Annotated in this window: 14 protein-coding genes, 1 tRNA gene and 1 pseudogene; 9 read left to right on the top strand and 7 right to left on the bottom strand. The window is 59.6% G+C overall.

Features of this window, described 5'->3' with window-relative positions; translation table 11 throughout:
• Positions 1-9: 9 nt before the first annotated feature.
• Positions 10-345, bottom strand: a complete 336-nt coding sequence (locus Q1W15_RS12645; RefSeq protein ID WP_300728762.1) for a YbjQ family protein — start codon at positions 343-345, stop codon at positions 10-12.
• 277 nt (positions 346-622) lie between these two features.
• Here Q1W15_RS12645 and ppnN point away from each other — a divergent pair, with 277 nt between their 5' ends.
• Positions 623-1,996, top strand: a complete 1,374-nt coding sequence (ppnN, locus tag Q1W15_RS12640; protein ID WP_300728760.1) for a nucleotide 5'-monophosphate nucleosidase PpnN — start codon at positions 623-625, stop codon at positions 1,994-1,996.
• 41 nt (positions 1,997-2,037) lie between these two features.
• On the opposite strand, the gene Q1W15_RS12635 is transcribed toward ppnN, so the two are convergent.
• Complete coding sequence (locus tag Q1W15_RS12635; protein WP_300728818.1) at positions 2,038-2,571, bottom strand: DUF3087 family protein; 534 nt, start codon at positions 2,569-2,571, stop codon at positions 2,038-2,040.
• 246 nt (positions 2,572-2,817) lie between these two features.
• Between Q1W15_RS12635 and Q1W15_RS12630 the strand changes: the two genes are divergently transcribed.
• The 5 genes from Q1W15_RS12630 (at position 2,818) to Q1W15_RS12610 (ending at position 7,463) form a co-directional block, all read left to right on the top strand.
• Positions 2,818-3,558: a response regulator gene (locus Q1W15_RS12630; RefSeq protein ID WP_300728757.1), complete on the top strand. Its 741-nt coding sequence runs from the start codon at positions 2,818-2,820 to the stop codon at positions 3,556-3,558.
• Complete coding sequence (locus Q1W15_RS12625; protein ID WP_300728754.1) at positions 3,555-4,862, top strand: HAMP domain-containing sensor histidine kinase; 1,308 nt, start codon at positions 3,555-3,557, stop codon at positions 4,860-4,862. The genes Q1W15_RS12630 and Q1W15_RS12625 overlap by 4 nt, the downstream gene beginning before the upstream one ends.
• 580 nt (positions 4,863-5,442) lie before the next feature.
• On the top strand, positions 5,443-6,252 hold the full coding sequence (locus Q1W15_RS12620; protein ID WP_300728752.1) for an energy transducer TonB: 810 nt from the start codon (positions 5,443-5,445) through the stop codon (positions 6,250-6,252).
• Between the two features lie 88 nt (positions 6,253-6,340).
• A complete protein-coding gene (locus Q1W15_RS12615) occupies positions 6,341-7,060 on the top strand; it encodes a MotA/TolQ/ExbB proton channel family protein (RefSeq protein WP_300728749.1) in 720 nt (239 codons plus the stop codon).
• A gap of 1 nt (position 7,061) precedes the next feature.
• Entirely contained in the window at positions 7,062-7,463 is a 402-nt protein-coding gene (locus tag Q1W15_RS12610) for a biopolymer transporter ExbD (RefSeq protein WP_300728746.1), read from the top strand.
• Positions 7,464-7,566: 103 nt separating this feature from the next.
• Here Q1W15_RS12610 and Q1W15_RS12605 read toward each other — a convergent pair.
• Positions 7,567-7,764, bottom strand: a pseudogene (locus Q1W15_RS12605) (MetQ/NlpA family ABC transporter substrate-binding protein); the annotation flags it as partial.
• 737 nt (positions 7,765-8,501) lie between these two features.
• Between Q1W15_RS12605 and Q1W15_RS12600 the strand changes: the two are divergent.
• Positions 8,502-9,089, top strand: coding sequence for a LysE family translocator (locus tag Q1W15_RS12600; RefSeq protein WP_300728743.1), 588 nt, complete (start codon positions 8,502-8,504; stop codon positions 9,087-9,089).
• On the opposite strand, the gene Q1W15_RS12595 is transcribed toward Q1W15_RS12600, so the two are convergent.
• Complete coding sequence (locus tag Q1W15_RS12595) at positions 9,086-9,898, bottom strand: AraC family transcriptional regulator (protein ID WP_300728739.1); 813 nt, start codon at positions 9,896-9,898, stop codon at positions 9,086-9,088. The two genes, Q1W15_RS12600 and Q1W15_RS12595, sit on opposite strands and share 4 nt — an antisense overlap.
• 135 nt (positions 9,899-10,033) lie before the next feature.
• Between Q1W15_RS12595 and Q1W15_RS12590 the strand changes: the two genes are divergently transcribed.
• Positions 10,034-13,027 carry an RHS repeat domain-containing protein gene (locus tag Q1W15_RS12590; protein ID WP_300728737.1) on the top strand — a complete coding sequence of 998 codons (2,994 nt, stop codon included), beginning with the start codon at positions 10,034-10,036 and terminating at the stop codon, positions 13,025-13,027.
• A gap of 42 nt (positions 13,028-13,069) precedes the next feature.
• Here Q1W15_RS12590 and Q1W15_RS12585 read toward each other — a convergent pair whose 3' ends face one another.
• Together Q1W15_RS12585 and Q1W15_RS12580 are read right to left on the bottom strand one after the other, a co-directional pair.
• Positions 13,070-14,416, bottom strand: a complete 1,347-nt coding sequence (locus tag Q1W15_RS12585; RefSeq protein WP_300728734.1) for a glutamine synthetase family protein — start codon at positions 14,414-14,416, stop codon at positions 13,070-13,072.
• A 23-nt stretch (positions 14,417-14,439) separates the two neighbouring features.
• A complete protein-coding gene (locus tag Q1W15_RS12580; RefSeq protein ID WP_300728731.1) occupies positions 14,440-14,997 on the bottom strand; it encodes a cupin domain-containing protein in 558 nt (185 codons plus the stop codon).
• A gap of 344 nt (positions 14,998-15,341) precedes the next feature.
• Here Q1W15_RS12580 and Q1W15_RS12575 point away from each other — a divergent pair.
• A tRNA-Gln gene (locus tag Q1W15_RS12575) sits at positions 15,342-15,416 on the top strand.
• A 101-nt stretch (positions 15,417-15,517) separates the two neighbouring features.
• Here Q1W15_RS12575 and Q1W15_RS12570 read toward each other — a convergent pair.
• Positions 15,518-20,905, bottom strand: coding sequence for a hypothetical protein (locus Q1W15_RS12570; protein WP_300728728.1), 5,388 nt, complete (start codon positions 20,903-20,905; stop codon positions 15,518-15,520).
• Positions 20,906-21,053 lie beyond the last annotated feature (148 nt).

Here is a 21,053-nt window from a genome sequence, read left to right as displayed (position 1 = left end):
AAGCCGCACTCATCCAGCACTCACTGGGTTGAGCCGCACTGCGGTTCCCGTCACAAAGACCACCAGCATGCCGCCCCGGCCGGATGGCATGCTGATCTCGAAGTTCAGGCCCACAATCGCATCCGCCCGCACACTGCCCGCCCGTTCACGGATTTCATCCGTCACTTCGGCCCGTGCTTGTTTCAACGCCCGCTCCAGGGTCTGGGAGCGCCCGCCAAAAAAGTCCCGCATACCGGTAAAAATGTCGCGCACAACGTTGATGCCATGCACCGATTCGGCACTGACTATCCCTAAATATTCGGTGATCTGGCGGCCTTCAATGTGGTGGGTTGTGGTCACAATCATTCTCAGCTCCACGTTTTCCGGCAGGCCAACTGCCCACCTCAATAGGGGCAAGAGATTACCTCACGCGCCGCTTGAACAGCACGGCGCTAGCCTTCTGCGTACCCGGTGTTAATGTAACTGGAGCTATCGCGCTGAAGGACTCAGGGCGACTATGCTTACAGCGAATGAATCTAAAGACGTAAGAGTTGGGACCTCTCGCTCGGCAGACGCGGATGACAGAGACACACGCTATAGCTGCGCCAAGACATTTTTTGATCCCGCTCACAGGAAGCCCACAATGGTCCAACGACAAGTCATCAATGCTTCGGTCAGCCCAAAAGGCAGCCTGGAGACCCTCTCACAACGTGAAGTCCAGCAACTGAGCGAAGTTGGCTCAGGCAGTAGCTACACCCTGTTCCGTCAATGCGTGCTGGCCATTCTGAATACCGGTGCCCACGTCGACAACGCCAAAACCATTCTTGAAGCCTACAAGGATTTTGAAGTCCGTATTCACCAGCAAGACCGCGGCGTGCGTCTGGAGCTGCTTAATGCACCGGCAGACGCGTTTGTCGACGGCGAAATGATCGCCAGTACCCGTGAAATGCTGTTCAGCGCCCTGCGCGATATTGTCTATACGCAAAACGGCTTCGAAAGCCCGCGCGTTGACCTGAGCAGCTCAGCCGGTATCACCGATTATGTCTTTCACTTTCTGCGAAATGCCCGCACGTTGCGGCCCGGCGCAGAACCCAAAATTGTCGTGTGCTGGGGCGGTCACTCGATCAACACCGAAGAGTACAAGTACACCAAAAAAGTGGGCCATGAACTGGGCCTGCGCAGCCTCGATATTTGCACCGGTTGCGGCCCGGGTGTGATGAAAGGACCGATGAAGGGTGCCACCATTTCCCACGCCAAACAGCGACTCACGGGCGGACGTTACCTCGGTTTGACCGAGCCGGGCATCATTGCGGCCGAAGCGCCGAACCCCATCGTTAACGAATTGGTGATCCTGCCAGATATCGAGAAACGCCTCGAAGCCTTTGTCCGTATCGGTCACGGCATCATTATTTTCCCGGGCGGGGCCGGCACGGCCGAAGAGTTCCTGTACCTGCTGGGCATCCTGATGCACCCTGACAACCGCGACGTGCCCTTCCCGGTCATTTTGACGGGCCCCCGTGAAGCCGAGCCGTACCTGCAACAACTGCACGAGTTTGTCGGTGCCACCCTGGGTGAAGCCGCACAGCGCCACTATCAGATCATCATCGACCACCCGGCTGAAGTGGCCCGCCAGATGACCGCCGGGCTCAAGGAAGTCAAACAGTTCCGCCGTGAACGCAATGACGCCTTCCACTTCAACTGGCTATTGAAAATCGATGAGGGCTTCCAGCGCCCGTTTGACCCAACCCACGCCAATATGGCCAACCTGCAATTGCGCAGTGACTTGCCGCCGCACGAATTGGCGATCAATTTGCGTCAGGCGTTTTCCGGGATTGTGTCCGGCAACGTCAAAGAAAAAGGCATCCACCTGATCGAAGAGCACGGGCCGTATGAGATCCACGGCGACGCGGCCATCATGCAGCCGCTGGACAAACTGCTGCACGCATTCGTTAAACAGCACCGCATGAAACTGCCGGGTGGCGCGGCCTATGTGCCGTGCTACCGCGTCGTCAGTTAACCCTCAGGGCTTGCCGCTGACCCGGCAAGCCCACCTACCCGTTACTTGAGAGGCGCAAAGCGTTTGACCGATTCAAGCCAGGCGTTATCCAGCCGGGTTTGTTCGGTGTCGATGCCCAGCGCTTCCAGGCGCGCCTTGTGCAGGTCGATTTCGTGCACCATCTGGCTTAACGCGCTGGAGTTGGCATCCAATTGATACATCTGGGTAATGCCCATATGGTAAAAACGCAGCAACTTCATCGCATCGACATTCCCCGCCATCACCCCTGCCGTGACGTGATGCATGACATTGGTCACCCGCATCAGGCTGCGCTTTAGCTGCCAGCCATACACCGCCGCGGCCATCCAGGGCTGCGACCAAAAGAGGTAACGCGCCAGGCCAACGGTCACCAGCAAGGCCACCAGTACACCCGCCAAGTTCAAGCGAAAGTTGTCACCCCCAGGTTCACCCCACGCCATCACTGCCAGACCGGAGATCAGCAACGCCAGGGCCGCAAAGGTCAGGGCGATGTACAACGTGCTGCGCCGGGTTTGCTGACGGTAGGCTTCGGGGCTTATCGGTTTGATTTCAAACATCACGGTTTCAGGGCTCCTGCGGGATGATGGCCGGGCATTATGAAGCAACGCCCGATTTAAGCGACCTTCACGGCCACGCAACGCTGTCTGGCCTGAGACCGCGGGGACAACCCGTGCGGATAAACGACATTTTTTACTTCACCGTGTATCTGCGCAGCGTCAGATACACTGCAATACAAAAGCCTGCAGGCAATAAAATGGCACCTGATTATCATGCAAGCGCCATTCGCACAGAGAGTACACACCATGGAACATGTCGATCACATTCTGATTGTTGACGACGACCGTGAAATCCGGGAGTTGGTGGGCAACTACCTGAAAAAAAACGGCCTGCGCACAACCGTCGTCGCGGACGGCCGGCAAATGCGCAGTTTTTTGGAAGGCACGCCAGTCGATCTGATCGTGCTCGATATCATGATGCCAGGCGACGACGGCCTGCTGCTGTGCCGCGAACTGCGGGCGGGCAAACACAAGGCCACGCCAGTACTGATGTTGACCGCACGCAATGATGAAACTGACCGCATCATCGGCCTCGAAATGGGGGCTGATGATTACTTGGTCAAGCCCTTCGCCGCACGTGAATTGCTGGCGCGCATCAATGCCGTGCTGCGTCGCACACGCATGTTGCCGCCTAACCTGCAAGTTACTGACAGCGGGCACTTGCTCGCCTTCGGGCGTTGGCGCTTGGACACTTCGGCACGGCACCTGCTGAACCAGGATGACACGATGGTGGCCCTTAGCGGTGCAGAGTACCGCCTGCTGCGGGTCTTTCTCGACCACCCGCAGCGCGTGCTGAGCCGCGATCAACTGCTCAACCTGACCCAAGGTCGTGATGCCGATCTGTTTGACCGCTCCATTGATTTACTGGTGAGCCGACTGCGCCAGCGCCTACTTGACGATGCCCGCGAACCGGCCTGTATTAAAACCGTGCGCAGCGAAGGCTACGTGTTCTCGTTGCCGGTCACCGTGCTCGGGGCTGCGCTGTGAAACGGTTACTGCACTGGCCAAAAAGCCTGGCGTCGCAACTGTCGCTGATTTTTCTGGTGAGTTTGCTGTTGGCGCACGGGTTGTCCTTCGGGGTGCAGTTTTACGAGCGCTACAAGAGTGCCCAGTCGACCATGCTCTTCAACATGGAAAACGACATTGCGACGTCCATTGCCATTTTCGATCGTTTGCCTGCGGTCGAGCGCCCGGCTTGGCTGGCTCGCCTTGATCGAAAACATTATCGCTACCTGTTGAACCAGGGCGAAACCGGCATGCCGATGAACCGGGTTGATCCGCCCATGTCAGCCGAGTCCATCAAGAACACGCTGGGCCAACACTATGCACTGACCTTTTCCGAGCCCTCCGGCGAAATACCCCGCTACCAGGTTCACCTGAAGCTGTCTGACGGCAACCCGGTCACGATTGATGTTCACCCCGCCGACATGCCGATGGCGTCATGGTTGCCGCTGGTGCTGGTATTGCAACTGGCCTTATTGCTGGGCTGCACCTGGATGGCCGTCAGGCTGGCGATTCGCCCGTTAACCCGGCTCGCCCGCGCCGTCGAAACGCTTGACCCCAATGCCCGCGCCCAGCCTCTGGACGAAACCGGCCCCAGTGAAGTCGCCCATGCCGCGGCTGCCTTCAATGCCATGCAACAACGCATCGCGGACTACCTTAAAGAGCGCATGCACATACTCACCGCCATTTCCCACGATTTGCAGACCCCCATCACCCGCATGAAACTGCGGGCCGAGTTTATGGAAGACTCAATCGAGCGTGACAAGCTGCAAAGTGATCTGAGTGAAATCGAGCACCTGGTACGCGAAGGGGTGGACTACGCGCGCAGCGTGCATGGCGCGACAGAAGCCAGTTACCGCCTGGACCTCAATGCCTTTGTCGACAGCCTGGTGTTTGATTACCAGGACGTGGGCAAAACGGTCGAACGCGTTGGCCATTACCACGGCGCGGTGCAAACACGCCCCCATGCCCTACGCCGCGTGCTGGTGAATTTACTGGACAATGCCCTCAAATTCTCTGGTGCTGCGGTGCTGGAGATTACCGGCGAAGACGACGACAGCGTGTGCATCAAGGTGCTGGATCGAGGGCCGGGCATTCCTCACGAAGAGTTGGGCGAAGTACTGAAGCCGTTTTACCGGGTCGAAAACTCGCGCAGCCGTGAGACCGGTGGCACCGGCTTGGGGCTGGCCATTGCCCAGGAATTGGCGATTGCACTCGCGGGCTCACTTCGGTTGAGCAACCGCGAAGGCGGCGGGCTGTGCGCCGCGCTCGTGTTACCCGCCCGGTAATCAGGGCGTGAAGTGTGCGTGCTGACTCAGCCCGGCGGAATCGTCGCCAAAATGCCAATACCCACGGTTAACAACAAAAAGCCGCCTAAAAACAATGCCATCTTGCCCATTACAGTTCCCCGTCAAACGATCGTAATTAAACAGGCGCAGAACAGCCGCTGACACTGCGCGGCTCTCACATTCTCGTCTGTGCCGAAAGATTTTAGAGAATGGTGCACCTTAAACTGCATACATAACAGATGCAGGTGAGGCATAAAAAGACGGATCAGATGCTCTCTGAGCGGCCTGCAAGCTGACCGCCCCATCACCGCCGCTCGCCCCTGTGACGCAGCACCTTCGCCGCGTGGAGAATGAACAGCGGGTGCTTATCAGGTGTTGATTGAGCAACACCTGACAGGTAAATGGCCGCCAAACAATCAGTAACCTATTGTTTTTTATGTATTTTATTTGATCATCCACTCATTGGCATGGCTCGTGCTGTAGCTCTCGAGTGGCACTGTTTGCACACGCAAATGGCTGCACAAGGTGGAGCGCAGGGCTCGCAACTGCGCATCCGTTTGCTAAATGCCAGGAGTGATCAATGGCCAATGTCCAAACTGCCAGTGCGCTGGATGTACGCTGGCACCCAACGCCCGGCGGCGAATTGCTGGACCTGGGGCGCGTCTTTCGCGAACCCCTGTCATCCGCCCGTCTTCAACGCACACCCGGACGTATCCTGAATCGCCGTGAAGCCCTACTGCTCGGCGTGTTTGCCCTGGCGCTGCACGGGGCCGTGATTTATGGGATCAATCAGGCACCCGCTCTGGCATTGCCGGTGGTACCGCCTGAAATTCCGCCCATGACCATCGAGTTTTCTCAGCCCGCGCCACCGGTGGTGAACACCCCGCCACCGCCGCCCGAGCCTGTCGTGCAGCCCGCCGTCGAACCGGCACCGCCAGTGGAAGACGAACTGGCGATGAAACCACCGCCGCCCAAGCCGGTTCCCAAGCCCAAACCCAAACCCGTGGCAAAACCGGTGGCCAAGCCTGTAGAGCAGCCGCTGGCCCCCCCTGCCCCCGCGCAACCGGTGTCAGCCCCAAGCCCCCCGGCACCTCCTGCGCCAGCGCCTGTGACCCCGGCTTCGGCCAGCGCAGGCTACTTACGCAACCCGGCACCGCAATACCCGTCGCTGGCCATGCGTCGCGGCTGGGAAGGCACTGTCTTGCTGCGGGTTCATGTACTGGCGAGCGGCAAACCTGGCGACATACACATCCAGGAAAGCAGCGGGCGGGCTCAACTCGACGATGCTGCGCTGTCGGCGGTTAAACGCTGGAGCTTTGTTCCGGCCAAGCAAGGTGATACGCCGATTGACGGCTGGGTCAGCGTTCCGATCGATTTCAAAATCAAATAACCCTCAACCTTTAGCGACCTCGCGGGCCACCTGACAAAAGGCGCATCGCTCTAACATTTTTTTGATGCCCTAATGGAGTGCCTTCACCATGAACCTTATCGAGTCCCCCTTCGCATCCGTCGAACACGCTGTCATCTGGCTGCTGATCGTTTTCTCTGTCGCCACGTGGGGCCTGGCCCTGCTCAAAGGCGTGCAATTCAACCGGCTAAAACGCCAGGACCGTCGTTTTCTCAAGCAGTTCTGGTCAGCCACCAGCCTGGACTCTGCCGCTGAAGTGGCCAACGATGCACCCGGCGCGGCGGCCCGTGTCGCGCAATCCGGGTATGCCGCCATTCATGTCAGCGACGGTGCCCAAGCCGCCGACCTGAGCCAGGCGATTAACCACCAGGACCGCCTCGAACGCGCCCTGCGCCAACAGATCGTGCGTGAGCGCCGCTCCCTTGAAACCGGGCTGGCCGTGGTCGCCAGTATCGGCAGCACCTCGCCGTTTATCGGCCTGTTCGGCACCGTATGGGGCATCATGTCTGCCCTCAAGGGCATCAGTGCCGCCGGTTCCGCCAGCCTTGAAACCGTCGCAGGCCCTATCGGTGCCGCACTGGTTGCTACGGGTGTGGGCATTGCCGTCGCCGTACCCGCCGTACTGGTTTACAACTACTTTCTGCGCCGCTTGAAACTGACCGCCGCCGACCTCGACGACTTCGCCCACGACTTCTACAGCCTGGCGCAAAAAAGTGCCTTTCGCGTGCACCTGCACCCGGTGCTGAACACACCGGCCGCCGCTGGGCAAAAAGTGAAGGAGGCGTCCTGATATGGCCTTTTCTACCCAAGACAATGACGAAGTGCTGAGTGAGATCAACGTCACCCCATTGGTAGACGTGATGTTGGTGCTGCTGGTGGTGTTTATCGTGACGGCACCGCTGCTGACCAATGCCATTCCCATCAACCTGCCCAAGACTGAAGCCGTCGCACCCGTGGAACAGAAAGACCCGCTGGTGGTGAGCATTGACGAAAAGGGCAAGGTGTTTATCAACAAGGACGAGATCCAGGCCGACCTACTGGAGTTCAACTTGCAGGCGGCCAAGGCCAAAGACCCGGATGTGCGTGTGCAACTGCAGGCTGACAACGGCGTGAACTATGGCGAAGTGGCACGGGCCATGGCCTCGATCGAAAGAGCCGGGATCAGCAAGCTGTCGGTGATCACCGCGAAGTGATGACGATGGATGAATCCCGCAGGACGCGGGATTCAGGTTTTACGCTGTTAACACATTCAATCGCGGCCTGAGGGCTGCGATTGCACTCACCTGTCCTCGCCTCTTAAAACCCCGGCACAATCTCCCCCTTGTCGCGCGTCAGGATGAATTCACGCACTTGCGGGGAATTCAAGGCCTTGGCCAGCTTCTGAATGGCCGGGCTCTGGATATTGTCCGGGCGGGCCACCAGACACTCGAGATACAGGTCTTTGCCTTTCTCCACAATCAACGCACGGTGGGTGTCGATGCCGGCATCAATCGCGGCCGTGGTGAGCTGCGCAAAGGGGACGGCCAGGGTCGGGTTTTCATAAGAGGGGCAGCCCCGTCTTCGACGCTGCGCTGTCGTTCAGCAATCCTATCCATTGCTGCGGTCACGGCCACTCAAGGTTCCGGCTTTACGCCGTGCCACTTTGAAAAAGCGCAAAGTGGCCAAACGCTTATGCCCCTACCACTCGGTGCCTCGCTGTGGCTCGGCATGCCCTCACCATAGGCTTTGCTCCGTGGGCCGCCGCGTTCGGCCAGCGTGGTTTAAGGGGGCCCTTTAGATCAAAAACCAGATCAAAAGATCACGAGCAAGCTCGTTCCTACAAACGCTGCCATCCGTGATCCGTAGGAGCAGCCGGTCGACGCTCGATTGCTCGCGATCTTTTGATCTTTAAAAGCGGTGCCGCCCCGTCTTCGGCGCTGCGCTGTCGCGCAAAGAACTGGGGGCTCGCCGCATTGATAAGCACCTAAAAATGAGTAAGAAATTCATTTACAGGATCAATGACTTAGCATTTGTTCTATAAGAGTGCCTCAGCAGAGGCCGCGATATGTATTTTTTACTTATTTATCAATAACTTAATATAAAAAACGATAGCAGTGGACCTGACAACAGTGGCCGCACGCACTGACGATGGGCGGCAGACCCTGCGCCGCATCAGGGTAGTTTTATTCAATACGCCCGCCGCCCCGCCCTCCATCCTTGGCCTTCATTTACAAAAAAAGAAGGTTGTTGCAATGAACGTGTTGATTTCCATGGCTGCATTCGCTCTTGCGGCGTCAATTACTCCGGGGCCGGTCAATATCGTGGCCTTGAGCAGCGGAATGCAGTTCGGGCTGGTGGCCAGCCTGCGCCATGTATTGGGAGCCACGGTGGGGTTTGTGGTGTTGCTGTTGTTCACAGGCTTTGGCCTGCATGAAGTGCTGAAACAGTGGCCCATGCTGACCGACCTGATTCGCTGGGCGGGGATGGCCTTTCTGCTCTACCTGGCGTTCAAGCTGGCGGCCGACAATGGTCACATCAACATGACGGGCACGGTGCTGCGGCCCTCGTTTTTCAAGGGTGCCGTCATACAGTGGCTCAACCCCAAGGCCTGGCTGGCGGCGGTTGCGGGGATGGGGGCTTTTGTGGCCAGTGGCGAGGCTTGGCTGATCTGGTCGTTTGCGCTGATCTACTTCGTGGTGTGCTACGTGTCTGTGGCGTGCTGGGCCTACGCCGGTGCGTTCTTGAACCGCTACCTGCACAACGCGCCGCGCATTCGGGTGTTCAACCGCTGCATGGCGGCGATGCTGGCCGGGTGCGCAGTGTCGCTGCTGTGGGTCTAGGCTCGGTACTGGCCCGGCGTGGCTGACAAGTGTTTTTTGAACACCCGCTGAAAATGCGCCTGGTCGGCAAAGCCGCTGTCCTGGGCAATGCTCGCAAGGGAAGCACCGTCGCGCAGTTGCGCCTGGGCATGCTGGACCCGGCGATTGACCAGGTAGGCATGGGGCGTCATGTGGTAGTGCTGTTCGAATGCCCGAATCAAGTAGGCTTCGGATAAATGCGCCGCTTCACAAATGTCCTCAAGGCGCAGGGTGCGCTTGAAATGCTGGTCAATGAAGGCGGCGGCACGTTCCACTTTCTGGCTCGCCGGCTTGAGTGCAGGGGCGGGCCCGCCCAACGTGTGCTGCAGGGTTGAGAAGAAGGCAACGGCCGCTTCGTGGCGGGCTAGCACATCGAGGCTCGAATCCGTCAATTGCTGATACAACGCCAGCACGCCGCTGAACAGCGCCGGGCATTGGCTATGCGTCGCGTCAACCGGCTGGAAGGCCGTGGCCGGGTCGGGCTCGGCGCTGTGCTGAACCCGCGCCAGCCATTGCGTATCGACATACAGCATGACGTAAGACCAGGGTTGATCATCGAGCGGATTGCAGGCATGCACTTCCCCCGGATTCATCACCACCACTGTGCCGGCAGCGATGGCCTGGCAGCTCTTTTCATGCAAGTAGGTACAGCGCCCGGACGTAATGGCTCCAATCGAAAAGATCGCGTGGGAATGACGGGCATAGCAGACCTTGCGGCCATCCGCGATGGCGCGGGCTTCGATAAACGGTAAGCGCTCATCTCGCCAGAACTGAGGGGTTGCAAGGGTCATGCTGTGCACCTGATCGCGGCCGGGAACAGACAGCCTAGCATTCGTGAGCCATAAATCGGGCACACCATGACGCATCGCCATACTCGGCTAGATTTAATAAAGACTCGATTAGCCGCCACCGGTTACAGGAGCTTTATGAATCCAGCACTGCATGCCTTCACGCCCACGCTGCAGGTGGTCGACCCTCGCGGTCTCGCCGTCGCTCGCGTAGCCTTTTTCCGACACGCCTCACATGATGTGGCGCGCCCCCGCGTCCAGCGTCACGCGTACAGCGCCGCTGGCCATCTGATACAGCAGTGGGACGCGCGGTTGTGGACACCGGGCGAGCCCCCTCATGCGCCCAACCTGACGACCGTGCACAGCCTCGCCGGTCAGTCTTTACGCACCCTTAGTGTGGACGCCGGCCCACGCGTTATCTTGCTCGGGGTGGCTGGCCAGGTACTGGAGCACTGGGATGCGCGCAACACCCATGGCCACATTCATTACGACGAGCAACTACGGCCAGTGATCGTGGAGGAGCGCACACCCGCATCCGGTTTACGCGTCTGCGAGCGCCTGACCTACGGCGATGCCACACAGGCCGCCACCAACCGCTGCGCCCGGCTGATCCGTCACGACGACCCGGCAGGCAGCCTTGAACTGATGGCCTGCGGTTTAACCGGCCAACCGCTGGCACACACGCGGTACTTTCTGGCCGACACGCAGCCCCCTGACTGGCCGTCGTTGCCAGCGCAACGTAAGGCGCTGTTGGAGCACAATGAGCGTGGAGCCCTGCGGCCCTTCACCACAGCCTGGCACTACGACGCACTGGGCACCGTGTTGTGCCAGACCGATGCACGGGGCAACCGCCAGCAGCACCACTACGATGCCTCGGGGCAACTGGTTGTGAGCCGCCTCACGCCGGCGGATGATGCCCGCCCGGTGACACTGCTGCACGGGCGCGTGTACGGCCCCGCCGGCCAGGTGCTCAGCGAGACACTGGGCAATGGCGTGACCACCACATTTACGTTTGCCCCGACTGATGGTCGCCTGCAACAGTTGACATGCACGCGGGCCAGCAACGTGCTGCAACACCTGAACTACGTCTATGACCCGGTGGGTAATGCGCTGAGCATCACCGATGCGGCACAACCCACGGACTGGTTCAAGGGCGAGCAGGTCGAGGCGGTCAATCGCTACACCTACGACACGCTTTACCAATTGGTCGAAGCCAGTGGCCGCGAGAGCCTGCACGCCGGCATACACCCGCACTTGCCGGGCCTGGTGTTACCCGGCGGCGGTGACGCCAGCCGTCGGCGCAATTACACCCAGACGTACCGTTACGACGCCGCAGGCAATCTGTTGACCCTCAAGCATGGCCAGAACCCGGTACGCACCCTGAAAGTCGACGCCCACAGCAACCGCAGCTTGCACGTGGTCGATCCCGACAACCCGCCGGACATCGGCAAAGGGTTTGATGCCAATGGCAACATGCTGCACCTGGAAGGGGCTCAACAGATGCACTGGGATGCCCGCAACCAATTGCAGCGCGTCACTCAGGTCCTTCGCGTGCACGGCCCCCATGACGACGAAACGTATGTGTACAGCGCCAGCGGGGAGCGTCTGCGCAAAATCAGGGTTCAACAGGCCAGGGCTGTCACTCATGTGGCCGAGGTGCGTTATTTGCCGGGGCTGGAGTTGCGCACCGATACCGCCACCGGTGAAGTGCTGCACGTGGTGACGGTGCAAACAGGCACGTCCCGGATCAGGCGTTTGCACTGGGAAGCCCGCCGCAAGGCGCTGCCGGCGGTGCAGTGGCGCTACAGTGCAAACGATCACCTGGGCAGCATCACCCTGGAACTGGACGCAGACGCCCACGTGATCAGCCACGAGGGCTATTACCCGTATGGCGGCAGTGCTTGGTGGGCAGCCCGAAATGAAACCGACGCCGCGTACAAAACCCTGCGCTATTCAGGCAAAGAGCGCGATGCCACCGGCCTGTACTATTACGGCTTGCGGTACTACGCACCCTGGCTGCAACGCTGGATCAATCCCGACCCGATGGGCGACGTGGACGGCCTCAATCTATTTGCAATGGTGAGGGGCAACCCCATTGCCCATGTCGATATTCAGGGCGCAGTCACCTCAACCAGCGATATTCTGCGGGCCGCCGGGGCCAGTATGGCCCGTGATGGCACCGCCACTGCGGTGGCGGCCACTGCACGTTACTTCGCCACGCTGGGAATCAGTAACCTGGAAGTCAACATCGCCAGCATCTCCGTCACCTCCATTGCCGGTGTTGTACTGGGTGGGACCGCTGGAGGCTACGTGGGGGCCGGGATAGGGGCAGAGATTGCAGCCCGGCGCTTTAACACCCCGATCGCCAGTCACATTGGCTTTGCCGTCGGCGGCACGCTGGGGTTCATGGCGGGAGCTGCGCCCTCAATCGTCGGCTGGATCAGCGCAATGGCCAGCTTGAATACCGACCAGCCCACGCATAACCAGGCGGCGCTCAGCCAGATTGGTGCCACGATTAATGCGTCAACCCGTGAAGTCATTCAACGAACCCTTGCCGAAGTCGGCCCCGGCATTGCCTGGAATGCACGGCCGCAACTCGGTGGTGTGGCTCTTTCGGCAGCGGCTTACGGGGGATCACTGGCGGCCATCGGTGCCGTTGAGGGCTTTATTCCAGACCCAGCGATCAGAAGCATAGCAACCAGTACCGCAGGCGAAGTACTGGATGCGCTGGGCGGTGTGGTGGTTCGAGGCCGACACGCCGAGGCAACCTACAAATCCGGCACTAACAGCCTGACCAACCCCTTTTCAGCCTCGCAACGCAGTGGAGCCCGGCATGGCGTACTCACCCGTGTGGCCGGGTCAGCCTCCGTGGCATTGTTGGGATTGGGGCTTGAGCAAACCGGGCTGAATACCGACTCCATCGGCGGACGCATCGCGGGGAGGCTTCTGTCGACCCATACGGAAGCGCGCACGCTGGTTGGCTCTTATGTGCTGGACGGTTATGAGTCCGTTGGCTATTCCAGCGCGGACATCAATACCGACCCCAGCACCATGAACGCCCGCAGCCAATGGGTGGCCAGCAACGACGACCGGAACATTCAAATGCGGGACATGCGCCGGCACAACGTTTAATCCTGAACAACCGCGCCAGGCTCAGGGCCTGGCGCGGTTTATTTACAGATACCAGCGATATTCCCGCGCACTGACTTCTTGCATAAACGCCAGATGGTCCTGACGTTTGTTTTCGCAGTACACGTCGACAAATTCCGCGCCCAGCCCTTCGCGCAGTTGTGGCTGAGGGCGCAGCGCACGGACGGCTTCGTACATGTCCTGCGGGAAGGCGATGCCGCTGGTCCGGTCCTCGTTGAGGGGCGCGATCGGCTCACGGCCCGCGTCAAGGCCATGCTCCATCCCCACCAGAATGGCGGCCAGCACCAGGTACGGGTTGGCATCGGCACCCGCCAGGCGGTACTCGATACGCAGGTTGTTGGCGTCCGATTCGGGAATGCGCAAGCAGGCATCACGGTCTTCAAAGCCCCAACTGGCGCGATTGGCGACATTGGTATGGCCGCCAAAACGACGCATGGCATTCTGGTTGGGGGCAAAAATCGAGATACTCGCGGGCAACAGCTCCAGGCACCCCGCCACCGCATGGCGCAGCGGGCGCTGTTGGTCCGCCGCCAGCAGGTTGTTGCCTGCCGCATCGTACAGGCTTACATGCACATGCATGCCACTGCCGGGTTGGTCCAGGTAAGGCTTGGCCATAAAGCTGGCGCGGTAACCATGCTTGAGGGCCACCCCACGGGTGCTGCGGCAGAACAAGGCGGCCCAATCGGCGGCTTGCAAGCCGTCATCCAGGTGACCGAAATTGATTTCAAACTGGCCCGGCCCCAGTTCAGCCGTGATCACTGTGGCGTCAATGCCCTGCGCCCGCGCCGACTCCACCATGTCATCAAGCACCGGCGAAAACCGTGAAAGCCGTTCAATGTGCATGTTCGGCTGATCGTCGGCGTCGCCCGTCAAGGCGTCGCGGGGGTACTGCGGCAAGCCGTCGCGCAGGTGTTTGTCGAACAGGTAGAACTCCAGCTCGAAGGCCACCACCGGGTGAATGCCTTTCGCAGCGAGGCGATTGAGTACCCGGGCCAGTACTTCCCGGGGCTCGAACTCGATCGGTTGCGCGGTGCCGTCCGATGTGATCAGCATCTGGCCCAGCGGTTGCGCTTCCCACGTCACGGGTTTAAGCGTGCCCGGCACCAAACGCCGGACAGCGTCCGGGTCGCCATCGTTGAAGCAGTAATCACCAATGTCGAACAGCCCGCCCTGCACGCCCAGCAGCACACAATTCTGCGGCAATTTCAGGGCTGCGCCACCCGCCACTTTTTCCAGCATGTCCACGGGGTAGCGCTTGCCATAGAAGTGCCCAGGAATGTCCAGGCAGATCAGGTCGACGTAACGCACATCAGGGTAGCGCTGGCGAAAAGCACGCACTTCGGCCAGCAGATCAGAGCACGCAGCATCCATCTTGAGGGTTCCTTTTAAGGTGATCAGGTGTAGACCCACAGCACTCGCGCGGGATGCTCTGTGAGGTTGGCGTAACGGCAACGGGTGTGCCCGTCGAATTGAAAACTGTCTCCAACACGCAAGGTCACCGGCTCGGCATCGTCACCCAGCCACAACGTCAGTTCACCTTCGAGCAGGTAACCGCCCTGCTCCGAGCTGTCGCTCATGTGCTGGTCACCGCTGCTGGCACCGGGCTCAAGATGGCTTTCGAGCATGGAGAATGACGCGCGGATTTTGGGTGAGACCAAAATGTCAGTGATGCCGTTGCCCAGGTACAGCGTGCGCCGCTCATCCGGGCGGGTCACCCACGACACTTGCTTGGGTTTGGGCAGGCTGTAGAAATAGGTGGTGGGCACGCCCAGCGTTTCGCTGATAGCCGTGAGGTCGGCCACCGTGGGCCGGGAGAGCCCCCGCTCAACCTGCGACAAGAACCCCACCGAGCGGCCCATTTTGTCTGCCAGGGCTTTGAGGGTGAATTTCTTGTGCTTGCGCAGATCGTGAATAAGGATCGCCAAGGCGGCGATTTCTTCTTGCTTGTTCATGGCGAGGTTCCGGGAGGTGCTTAACCCGCCACTGGGGTGGGAGGATGTGCACGGGGTGCACCGTGAAAAAATATAACCGTATTTTCATGAAAAAATACAATTAAAATTTCACAACTGCAAGCCTAGCTTGCACGCCGAGACTGTCGTGCGCAGGCGTGGAACACTTAAAAACAGCCCCAATTGGTAGTAAGCGGCTGTTTTCACATGTTTTTTTCGCTAAGGGGGTTTTCAGAACGAGAAAATATTGGTAAATTTTCGCGCATTCCAGAAGCAACCCAAACAGGGTTTGTGAAACGGAACGAAACATCATCTCTTGAGTGCCAGGCACTCACTGCTACAGTTACAGGGGCGTCGCCAAGCGGTAAGGCAGCAGGTTTTGATCCTGCCATGCGTTGGTTCAAATCCAGCCGCCCCTGCCATTTTCCAGTTTTATCCTCGCTATTCTAAAGCCTTCGCTTATGGACCGCTGCACGCTATATGGCGGCAACGATCCGGTTATGCGACGGCAACAGGCCAATCATCAAAACTCGTAAGAAAGACTGATCGAACCCGTGGCACCTCTGCGCTCGCCCATGAAGCCTTGCACACCCACATCGAGTTTTATCGCACTGACTGAAGCGATCGGGGTGCTCGATAGACCGACCTCAACAATGCCGGTGCTGCCGCCCAGATCAGTTCCTTTGATCGACATGTCGTAGGCCTTGCCGGAAACCTTACCGTCAAACTCATGCTCGTAGGCGACACCTGCATAAGGTGAGAGGTACTCAGTGACTGCGTAGGTGTAACGGGTGCCAGCACGCAGACGCGAACTGTTGTCGCTGTCAAAACTGAGTTTGTCGTTCCCAATCATGACCTTGTCAGCGCTGACGCGGCTCCAGCTGTAACGGCTGTAAACATCAACGGATTGTTTGTCATCCAGTTTGAAGGCATAACCGATGCCCGCCATGGCGCTGACATACTGTGACTGGGTGTTGTATTCGCCACGCACACCCTGAGCATCCACCAAGTCATGACTGGCAAAGTCCGCCTTGACCTTGCCTGCGCGCGCAACAGCATCGAGGTAAAGCCCCTCTTGGCTGCCTGCAACGGGCTTGGTGTTTGCATTGATCGCTGTGCCCGCCACGTCCATATGGAACAGCAGGCCGGCACCGGTATAGCGCAAATCACCGCCGCCCCGTACAGCGCCATAACCCGCGAAGCTGTTATAGCTGTCGTAGTTGCCTTGGCCGTGATCAATAAAGCCGCCAAACACTATTTTGCTGGTGTTTTGAAGTTCAAAACATGTGCGCAGGCCCAAGGCCATTTTAAAGTCGCGCACACGAATATGGGAGCCCGTGTCGTAGCGGTTGGTGCCGCCATCGGTTATGAAAAACAGATCATTCACGCAAGCGTTAAGGCTGTCGCGGACCATATCGGTGCCTTGATTCGTGAAGGCTAGCGCCGCCGCTCGACCTTGCAAAAAAGATTCCGATTTGGGGTTGAGCTTGCCGGCCGGCGTGGGGTTCGAAGGTGTAGTGTCGCTCTTGCCGTCAATGTTTAATACGAAGGCATCATTTTCGATGCCAAGCCGAGCATCGTAAATAATGAAATGGCCTTGCTCGACCTGGACGTTTGTAGGGCTGGAAGCTCCCTGAGCCTTGTCGATCAGTACCACTTTGTCGCCTTCGTTGAGGCGGGTGCCGTCGCTCACCATAGCAACGGCATGCTGGGTGTTGTTGAGGTCAACCTTGTCGGGCCCCGTTATGGTAATCAGGGTGTCGCGGTTAACGACATCTTTAGGCAATAACCAATTGTACTGCTCAAAGTTGTAGATGCCTTTGAGCGAGCCCCGGTAACCGTTCAGGTTCAAGGTATTACCGCTAAACGCCTTGCTGGCATCCGCAATCCCCTCACCGCTTAAGCTTTGCCCGCCATACACAGCGCCTTCTATGGACAGCTGGGTACCATTTAACGTCACCGTGTTGTTTTGCGCCAAACCGCCCTGGCCGGCCTGGCCAGGCGTTTCGGCTATACCGACGGTACCACCCTGGCTGTAACCACCATAAATATTCCCTGAAAGCGAAGATGCGCCTGAAAGAATGATGGTGTTGTTGCTGGTATTACCGCCGTTACCACCGTCTGCACTCTCTGAGGCAAAGCCGCCCGCACCACCGCTGCTTAGCCCACCGAAAATCGAGCCACCGTCAAGCCCGTCCGACACATTAATACCGGCTCCACGATTTTTGTTAGCCTCCTCTGCGCCAGTTCCGGCCATTCCGCCAGCGGCCCCTTCCAAGGTCACACCTGTCAGGCTGATAACGTTCCCGGTGACGTCGCCACCGTTGCCTGCGGTGGCGCTGCCGAACTGGGTCACCCCCCCGGCACCTCCGCGACTGACGCCGCCAAAGACAGACCCGCCGCCATGGCCACCCGCACCCGCCACCTCAGCATTGCCGCTGCCATTGCCCCCAACTGCGCCGACGAGGGTGGTGTCAGTCAAGGTGATCGCGTTGCCGGTGACGTCATTGCCATGCCCACCGGTTGCGACCCCCTCGTCAATATAGCCTCCCGCACCGCCATGGCTGATGCCACCAAAGACTGAACCGCCACCGTACCCCCCATTACCGCCGACCCCAATTCCGCCCTCATCATAAGTCCCTGCTCCACCATGGCTGCCAGCAGCGCCTGTGATCGTGGTGCCGCTAACCGTGAGGGTATTTGAACTGACCTTGCCACCCGTGCCCCCACTGACATTGCCGTCACTACTGACCGACCGGCTGAAGGTACCGCCCGCCCCTGCGCGACTAACGCCCCCAAACAGAGAACCTCCGCCATCCGCGCCAGAAGCCGAATGACCGTCGTCGATCGTCTCGCCCGCAGCACCGCCTTTAGCACCTGCTATGTCGACATTGATCAAAGTCATGGCATTGCCCGAGACATGGCCGCCATCCCCTCCGCGAGCACGATGCCCATTGCCTCCCCCGCCGCCATTACTTATGCCGCCAAAGACAGAGCCGCCCCCGTGCCCCCCCGCCGCGCCATGATTGACGCGGCTATAAAACTCGCTCGTTCTGCCATTACCTCCCACCCCCCCAGTGAGCCGGGTGTCCGTCAGCGTGAGGGTATTGCCCGTTACTTCACCGCCCTGCCCTCCGGCAGCAGTTCCATTGTCAGTCCACCCACCTACACCGCCATTACTGACGCCACCATAGACCGAGCCACCACCGTCGCCACCCTCACCCCCCACCACTTTTCCGTCTTCAGAATAACTGCCTTCACCCCCCGAACTGCCCGCAGCACCGATGAGCGTGGCGCGGTTAAGCGTGATGGTATTTGCACTGACCCCGCCGCCATTGCCGCCAGTGGCACTTGACGTAGTGGTCCGGGACAAGTAACTGCTAGCACCCGCGTTACTCAGGCCTCCAAAAACCGAACCGCCTCCATAACCTCTCGAACCGGTAGCACCACCCGCCGCACCGGTCAGGTTGACATCTGTCAGAGTGATGAGGTTTCTAGAAATATTGCCGCCATTGCCTCCGGTGGCAATCGCTCCAATACCCCCGGCACCGCCATGACTCAATCCACCAAAAACCGAACCGCCGCCGTTCCCGGCCGGCGCAGGAATACCGGTATTGCCATTCTCACTGTCCGTCTCTTTGGCACTACCGCCCACCGCCCCGATGAGGTCGGTTTTAGTCAGCGTCACGGTGTTTCCAACGATGTCCCCACCATGACCTCCAGCAGCGGATCCCTCCTCAATGAACCCGCCCGCACCACCGAGACTCAAGCCACCAAAGACTGAACCGCCTCCGTTGCCGCTTATGCCATTGCCGCCATAACCGAAACTGGCACCCAAAGCACCACTGCCAGCCGCCCCTATGAGGGTGGCGTTATGGGCGATCACGGTATTTGACGTAATATGGCCGCCATTCCCGCCATCGGCATTCGCGGTACCAGCGGCACCTCCGGTCGATTCCGAGTAACCGCCCGCACCAGCGCGGCTCACCCCCCCGAAGATCGACCCGCCTCCCTGCCCACCAGCCCCGCCAGTGAGGGTGGTGTCGGTCAGGCTGATGGTATTTTCAAAAATATTGCCGCCGCTGCCTCCGGTGGCGATCTCTGCAATCCCACCCAAGCCGCCGCTGCTCAAGCCGCCGACGATTGAACCGCCACCATACCCGCCCAGGACCGTCTCTTTTGCTCCGGCGTAACTACCCGATTCACCGGCCGCCGCACCCAGTAAAGTGACCGTTGTCAGGCTGATCGTGTTTTTCGAAACGTTGCCGCCACTACCCCCAACAGCAGAGCCGTTAGCGCTGCCTCCCCCCGCTCCGCCGTTGCTGATGCCGCCGAAAACCGAGCCCCCGCCATGCCCCGCTGACTCAGGAATACCGCTGCTGTCATTGCTGCGACCAGGCTCTCGCGCATTTCCCCCCACGCCACCAATGAGGCTCGTGTGGGTCAGTGATATCGCGTTCCCCGTCACTTCCCCGCCTTGACCTCCATCAGCAGCGCCTTCTTCCACGCCCCCGCCCGCACCCGCGTTACTGAGCCCGCCAAAAACAGAGCCGCCCCCATTGCCGGCAATGCCATTACCCACACTGTATTCTTCCCCGATATGATCACCCCCTCCCCCCGCACTGCCACCCGCACCCCCATGAATAACAGCCTTATCGACCGAGATAATATTAGAACTGATCTTCCCGCCATCTCCGCCGTTGGCTGTAGAGGAACCTTCAACGTAGCCTCCCGCGCCCGCACTGCTCAAGCCGCCAAATAGAGACCCACCGCCTTGCCCACCATTGCCGCCTCCGCCGACACTGGTCGAACCGCCCTGGCCACCCTGCGCCCCGGTAAGGACGATGTCGGTGAGTGTGAGCCGGTTTGCGGTGATCTCGCCGCCATCACCGCCATTGCCACCATTCAAGGTTGATGACTGACTGGCATAGCCCGCTGAGCCGCCGATACTCAAACCGCCCAGGACTGATCCACCTCCATTACCGCCGCTGCCTGCCCCTCCCTGGCTAAACCCGGTAGTGATTGCGCCGTGGCCACCGTCCCCTCCTGTCTGGTCGGTTGATGTCAGGGTGATCGTGTTTGCAATGACGCTGCCACCCACGCCACCGTTGACGGCTAAGGCCGAGCCCAAGTCATCATGATTGGAACGCCCACCTGCGCCACCGGCACTTACTCCGCCAATCACCGACCCGCCGCCCTCCCCGCCGTTAGCAACCCCACCACCCCCTTTAGTGTCCGAAGCGCCACCATCGCCTCCGTTGGCACCCTTCAGTGAAGCATTGGTCAAGCTGAGCGCGTTTTGTGTCACGTCACCGCCTCTTCCGCCGCTGCTTGTCAGCGCGGGGGGCGAGGAACCCGTGGCGATGTTTGAATAGCCGCCTGCGCCACCGCTGCTAAAACCCCCATAGGCAGAGCCTCCTCCGCTACCACCCGCACCGCCACCGCCCTCAGCCGAGCTGCCGCCGTTCCCCCCCACAGTGCCCGTCAGTGTTTGAGTGAACGTCACCGTATTGCCACTGATGTCGCCACCGTTGCCGCCGCGGGTGCTCAAGGCTTCAGTTGCCACGCCTCCTGAGCCGCCACTGCTGAAGCCGCCAAACAGAGAGCCTCCTCCTTGGCCACCGGCACCCGCCCCACCGCCCTTGAGGCCAGCATCCTGGCCATTACTGCCGGGGGCTCCATTTAATGTGTGATCAGGCGAGAGGATGATGCCCGTGATATTGCCGCCATCCTGGCCAGCACTAAAGCTCGGGTCATCAGTGCCAGGCTTGCCCTGGCTGAACTGATTTTCGTCGTAACTATCCGTCGTACCGGCCGCACCGCCAGAGTGAACAGAAGCAGCCAATACCGTTGAAGACAGAAAAATACTGGATGAAATGGCAACCGCAAGGGGGGAGAAAAACAGGTGCATAAATGTTCCTTTAATTATTATGGGAAAGGAAAGCACCCTGTCGCCAGCGCTCCCAGATCTAGGGAGGAATGTAGTTGCACATATTGAGTTGCACCGAGGCCTCTTATATCGAGGTGGCTATAGCAGACGAACGGAAACGTTTTTGAAT

Origin of the sequence: Pseudomonas sp. (assembly GCF_030150285.1) — a bacterium.
In the GTDB taxonomy this organism is placed as follows: domain Bacteria; phylum Pseudomonadota; class Gammaproteobacteria; order Pseudomonadales; family Pseudomonadaceae; genus Aquipseudomonas.
Note: the sequence above shows the minus strand (reverse complement) of the source record. Positions and strands in the feature narration are given on the sequence as shown.

Coding starts and splice junctions, on each gene's coding strand:
- Q1W15_RS12645 (WP_300728762.1), bottom strand. CDS start 345: ATGATTGTGACCACAACCCACCACATTGAAGGCCGCCAGATCACCGAA.
- ppnN (WP_300728760.1), top strand. CDS start 623: ATGGTCCAACGACAAGTCATCAATGCTTCGGTCAGCCCAAAAGGCAGC.
- Q1W15_RS12635 (WP_300728818.1), bottom strand. CDS start 2,571: ATGTTTGAAATCAAACCGATAAGCCCCGAAGCCTACCGTCAGCAAACC.
- Q1W15_RS12630 (WP_300728757.1), top strand. CDS start 2,818: ATGGAACATGTCGATCACATTCTGATTGTTGACGACGACCGTGAAATC.
- Q1W15_RS12620 (WP_300728752.1), top strand. CDS start 5,443: ATGGCCAATGTCCAAACTGCCAGTGCGCTGGATGTACGCTGGCACCCA.
- Q1W15_RS12615 (WP_300728749.1), top strand. CDS start 6,341: ATGAACCTTATCGAGTCCCCCTTCGCATCCGTCGAACACGCTGTCATC.
- Q1W15_RS12610 (WP_300728746.1), top strand. CDS start 7,062: ATGGCCTTTTCTACCCAAGACAATGACGAAGTGCTGAGTGAGATCAAC.
- Q1W15_RS12600 (WP_300728743.1), top strand. CDS start 8,502: ATGAACGTGTTGATTTCCATGGCTGCATTCGCTCTTGCGGCGTCAATT.
- Q1W15_RS12595 (WP_300728739.1), bottom strand. CDS start 9,898: ATGACCCTTGCAACCCCTCAGTTCTGGCGAGATGAGCGCTTACCGTTT.
- Q1W15_RS12590 (WP_300728737.1), top strand. CDS start 10,034: ATGAATCCAGCACTGCATGCCTTCACGCCCACGCTGCAGGTGGTCGAC.
- Q1W15_RS12585 (WP_300728734.1), bottom strand. CDS start 14,416: ATGGATGCTGCGTGCTCTGATCTGCTGGCCGAAGTGCGTGCTTTTCGC.
- Q1W15_RS12580 (WP_300728731.1), bottom strand. CDS start 14,997: ATGAACAAGCAAGAAGAAATCGCCGCCTTGGCGATCCTTATTCACGAT.
- Q1W15_RS12570 (WP_300728728.1), bottom strand. CDS start 20,905: ATGCACCTGTTTTTCTCCCCCCTTGCGGTTGCCATTTCATCCAGTATT.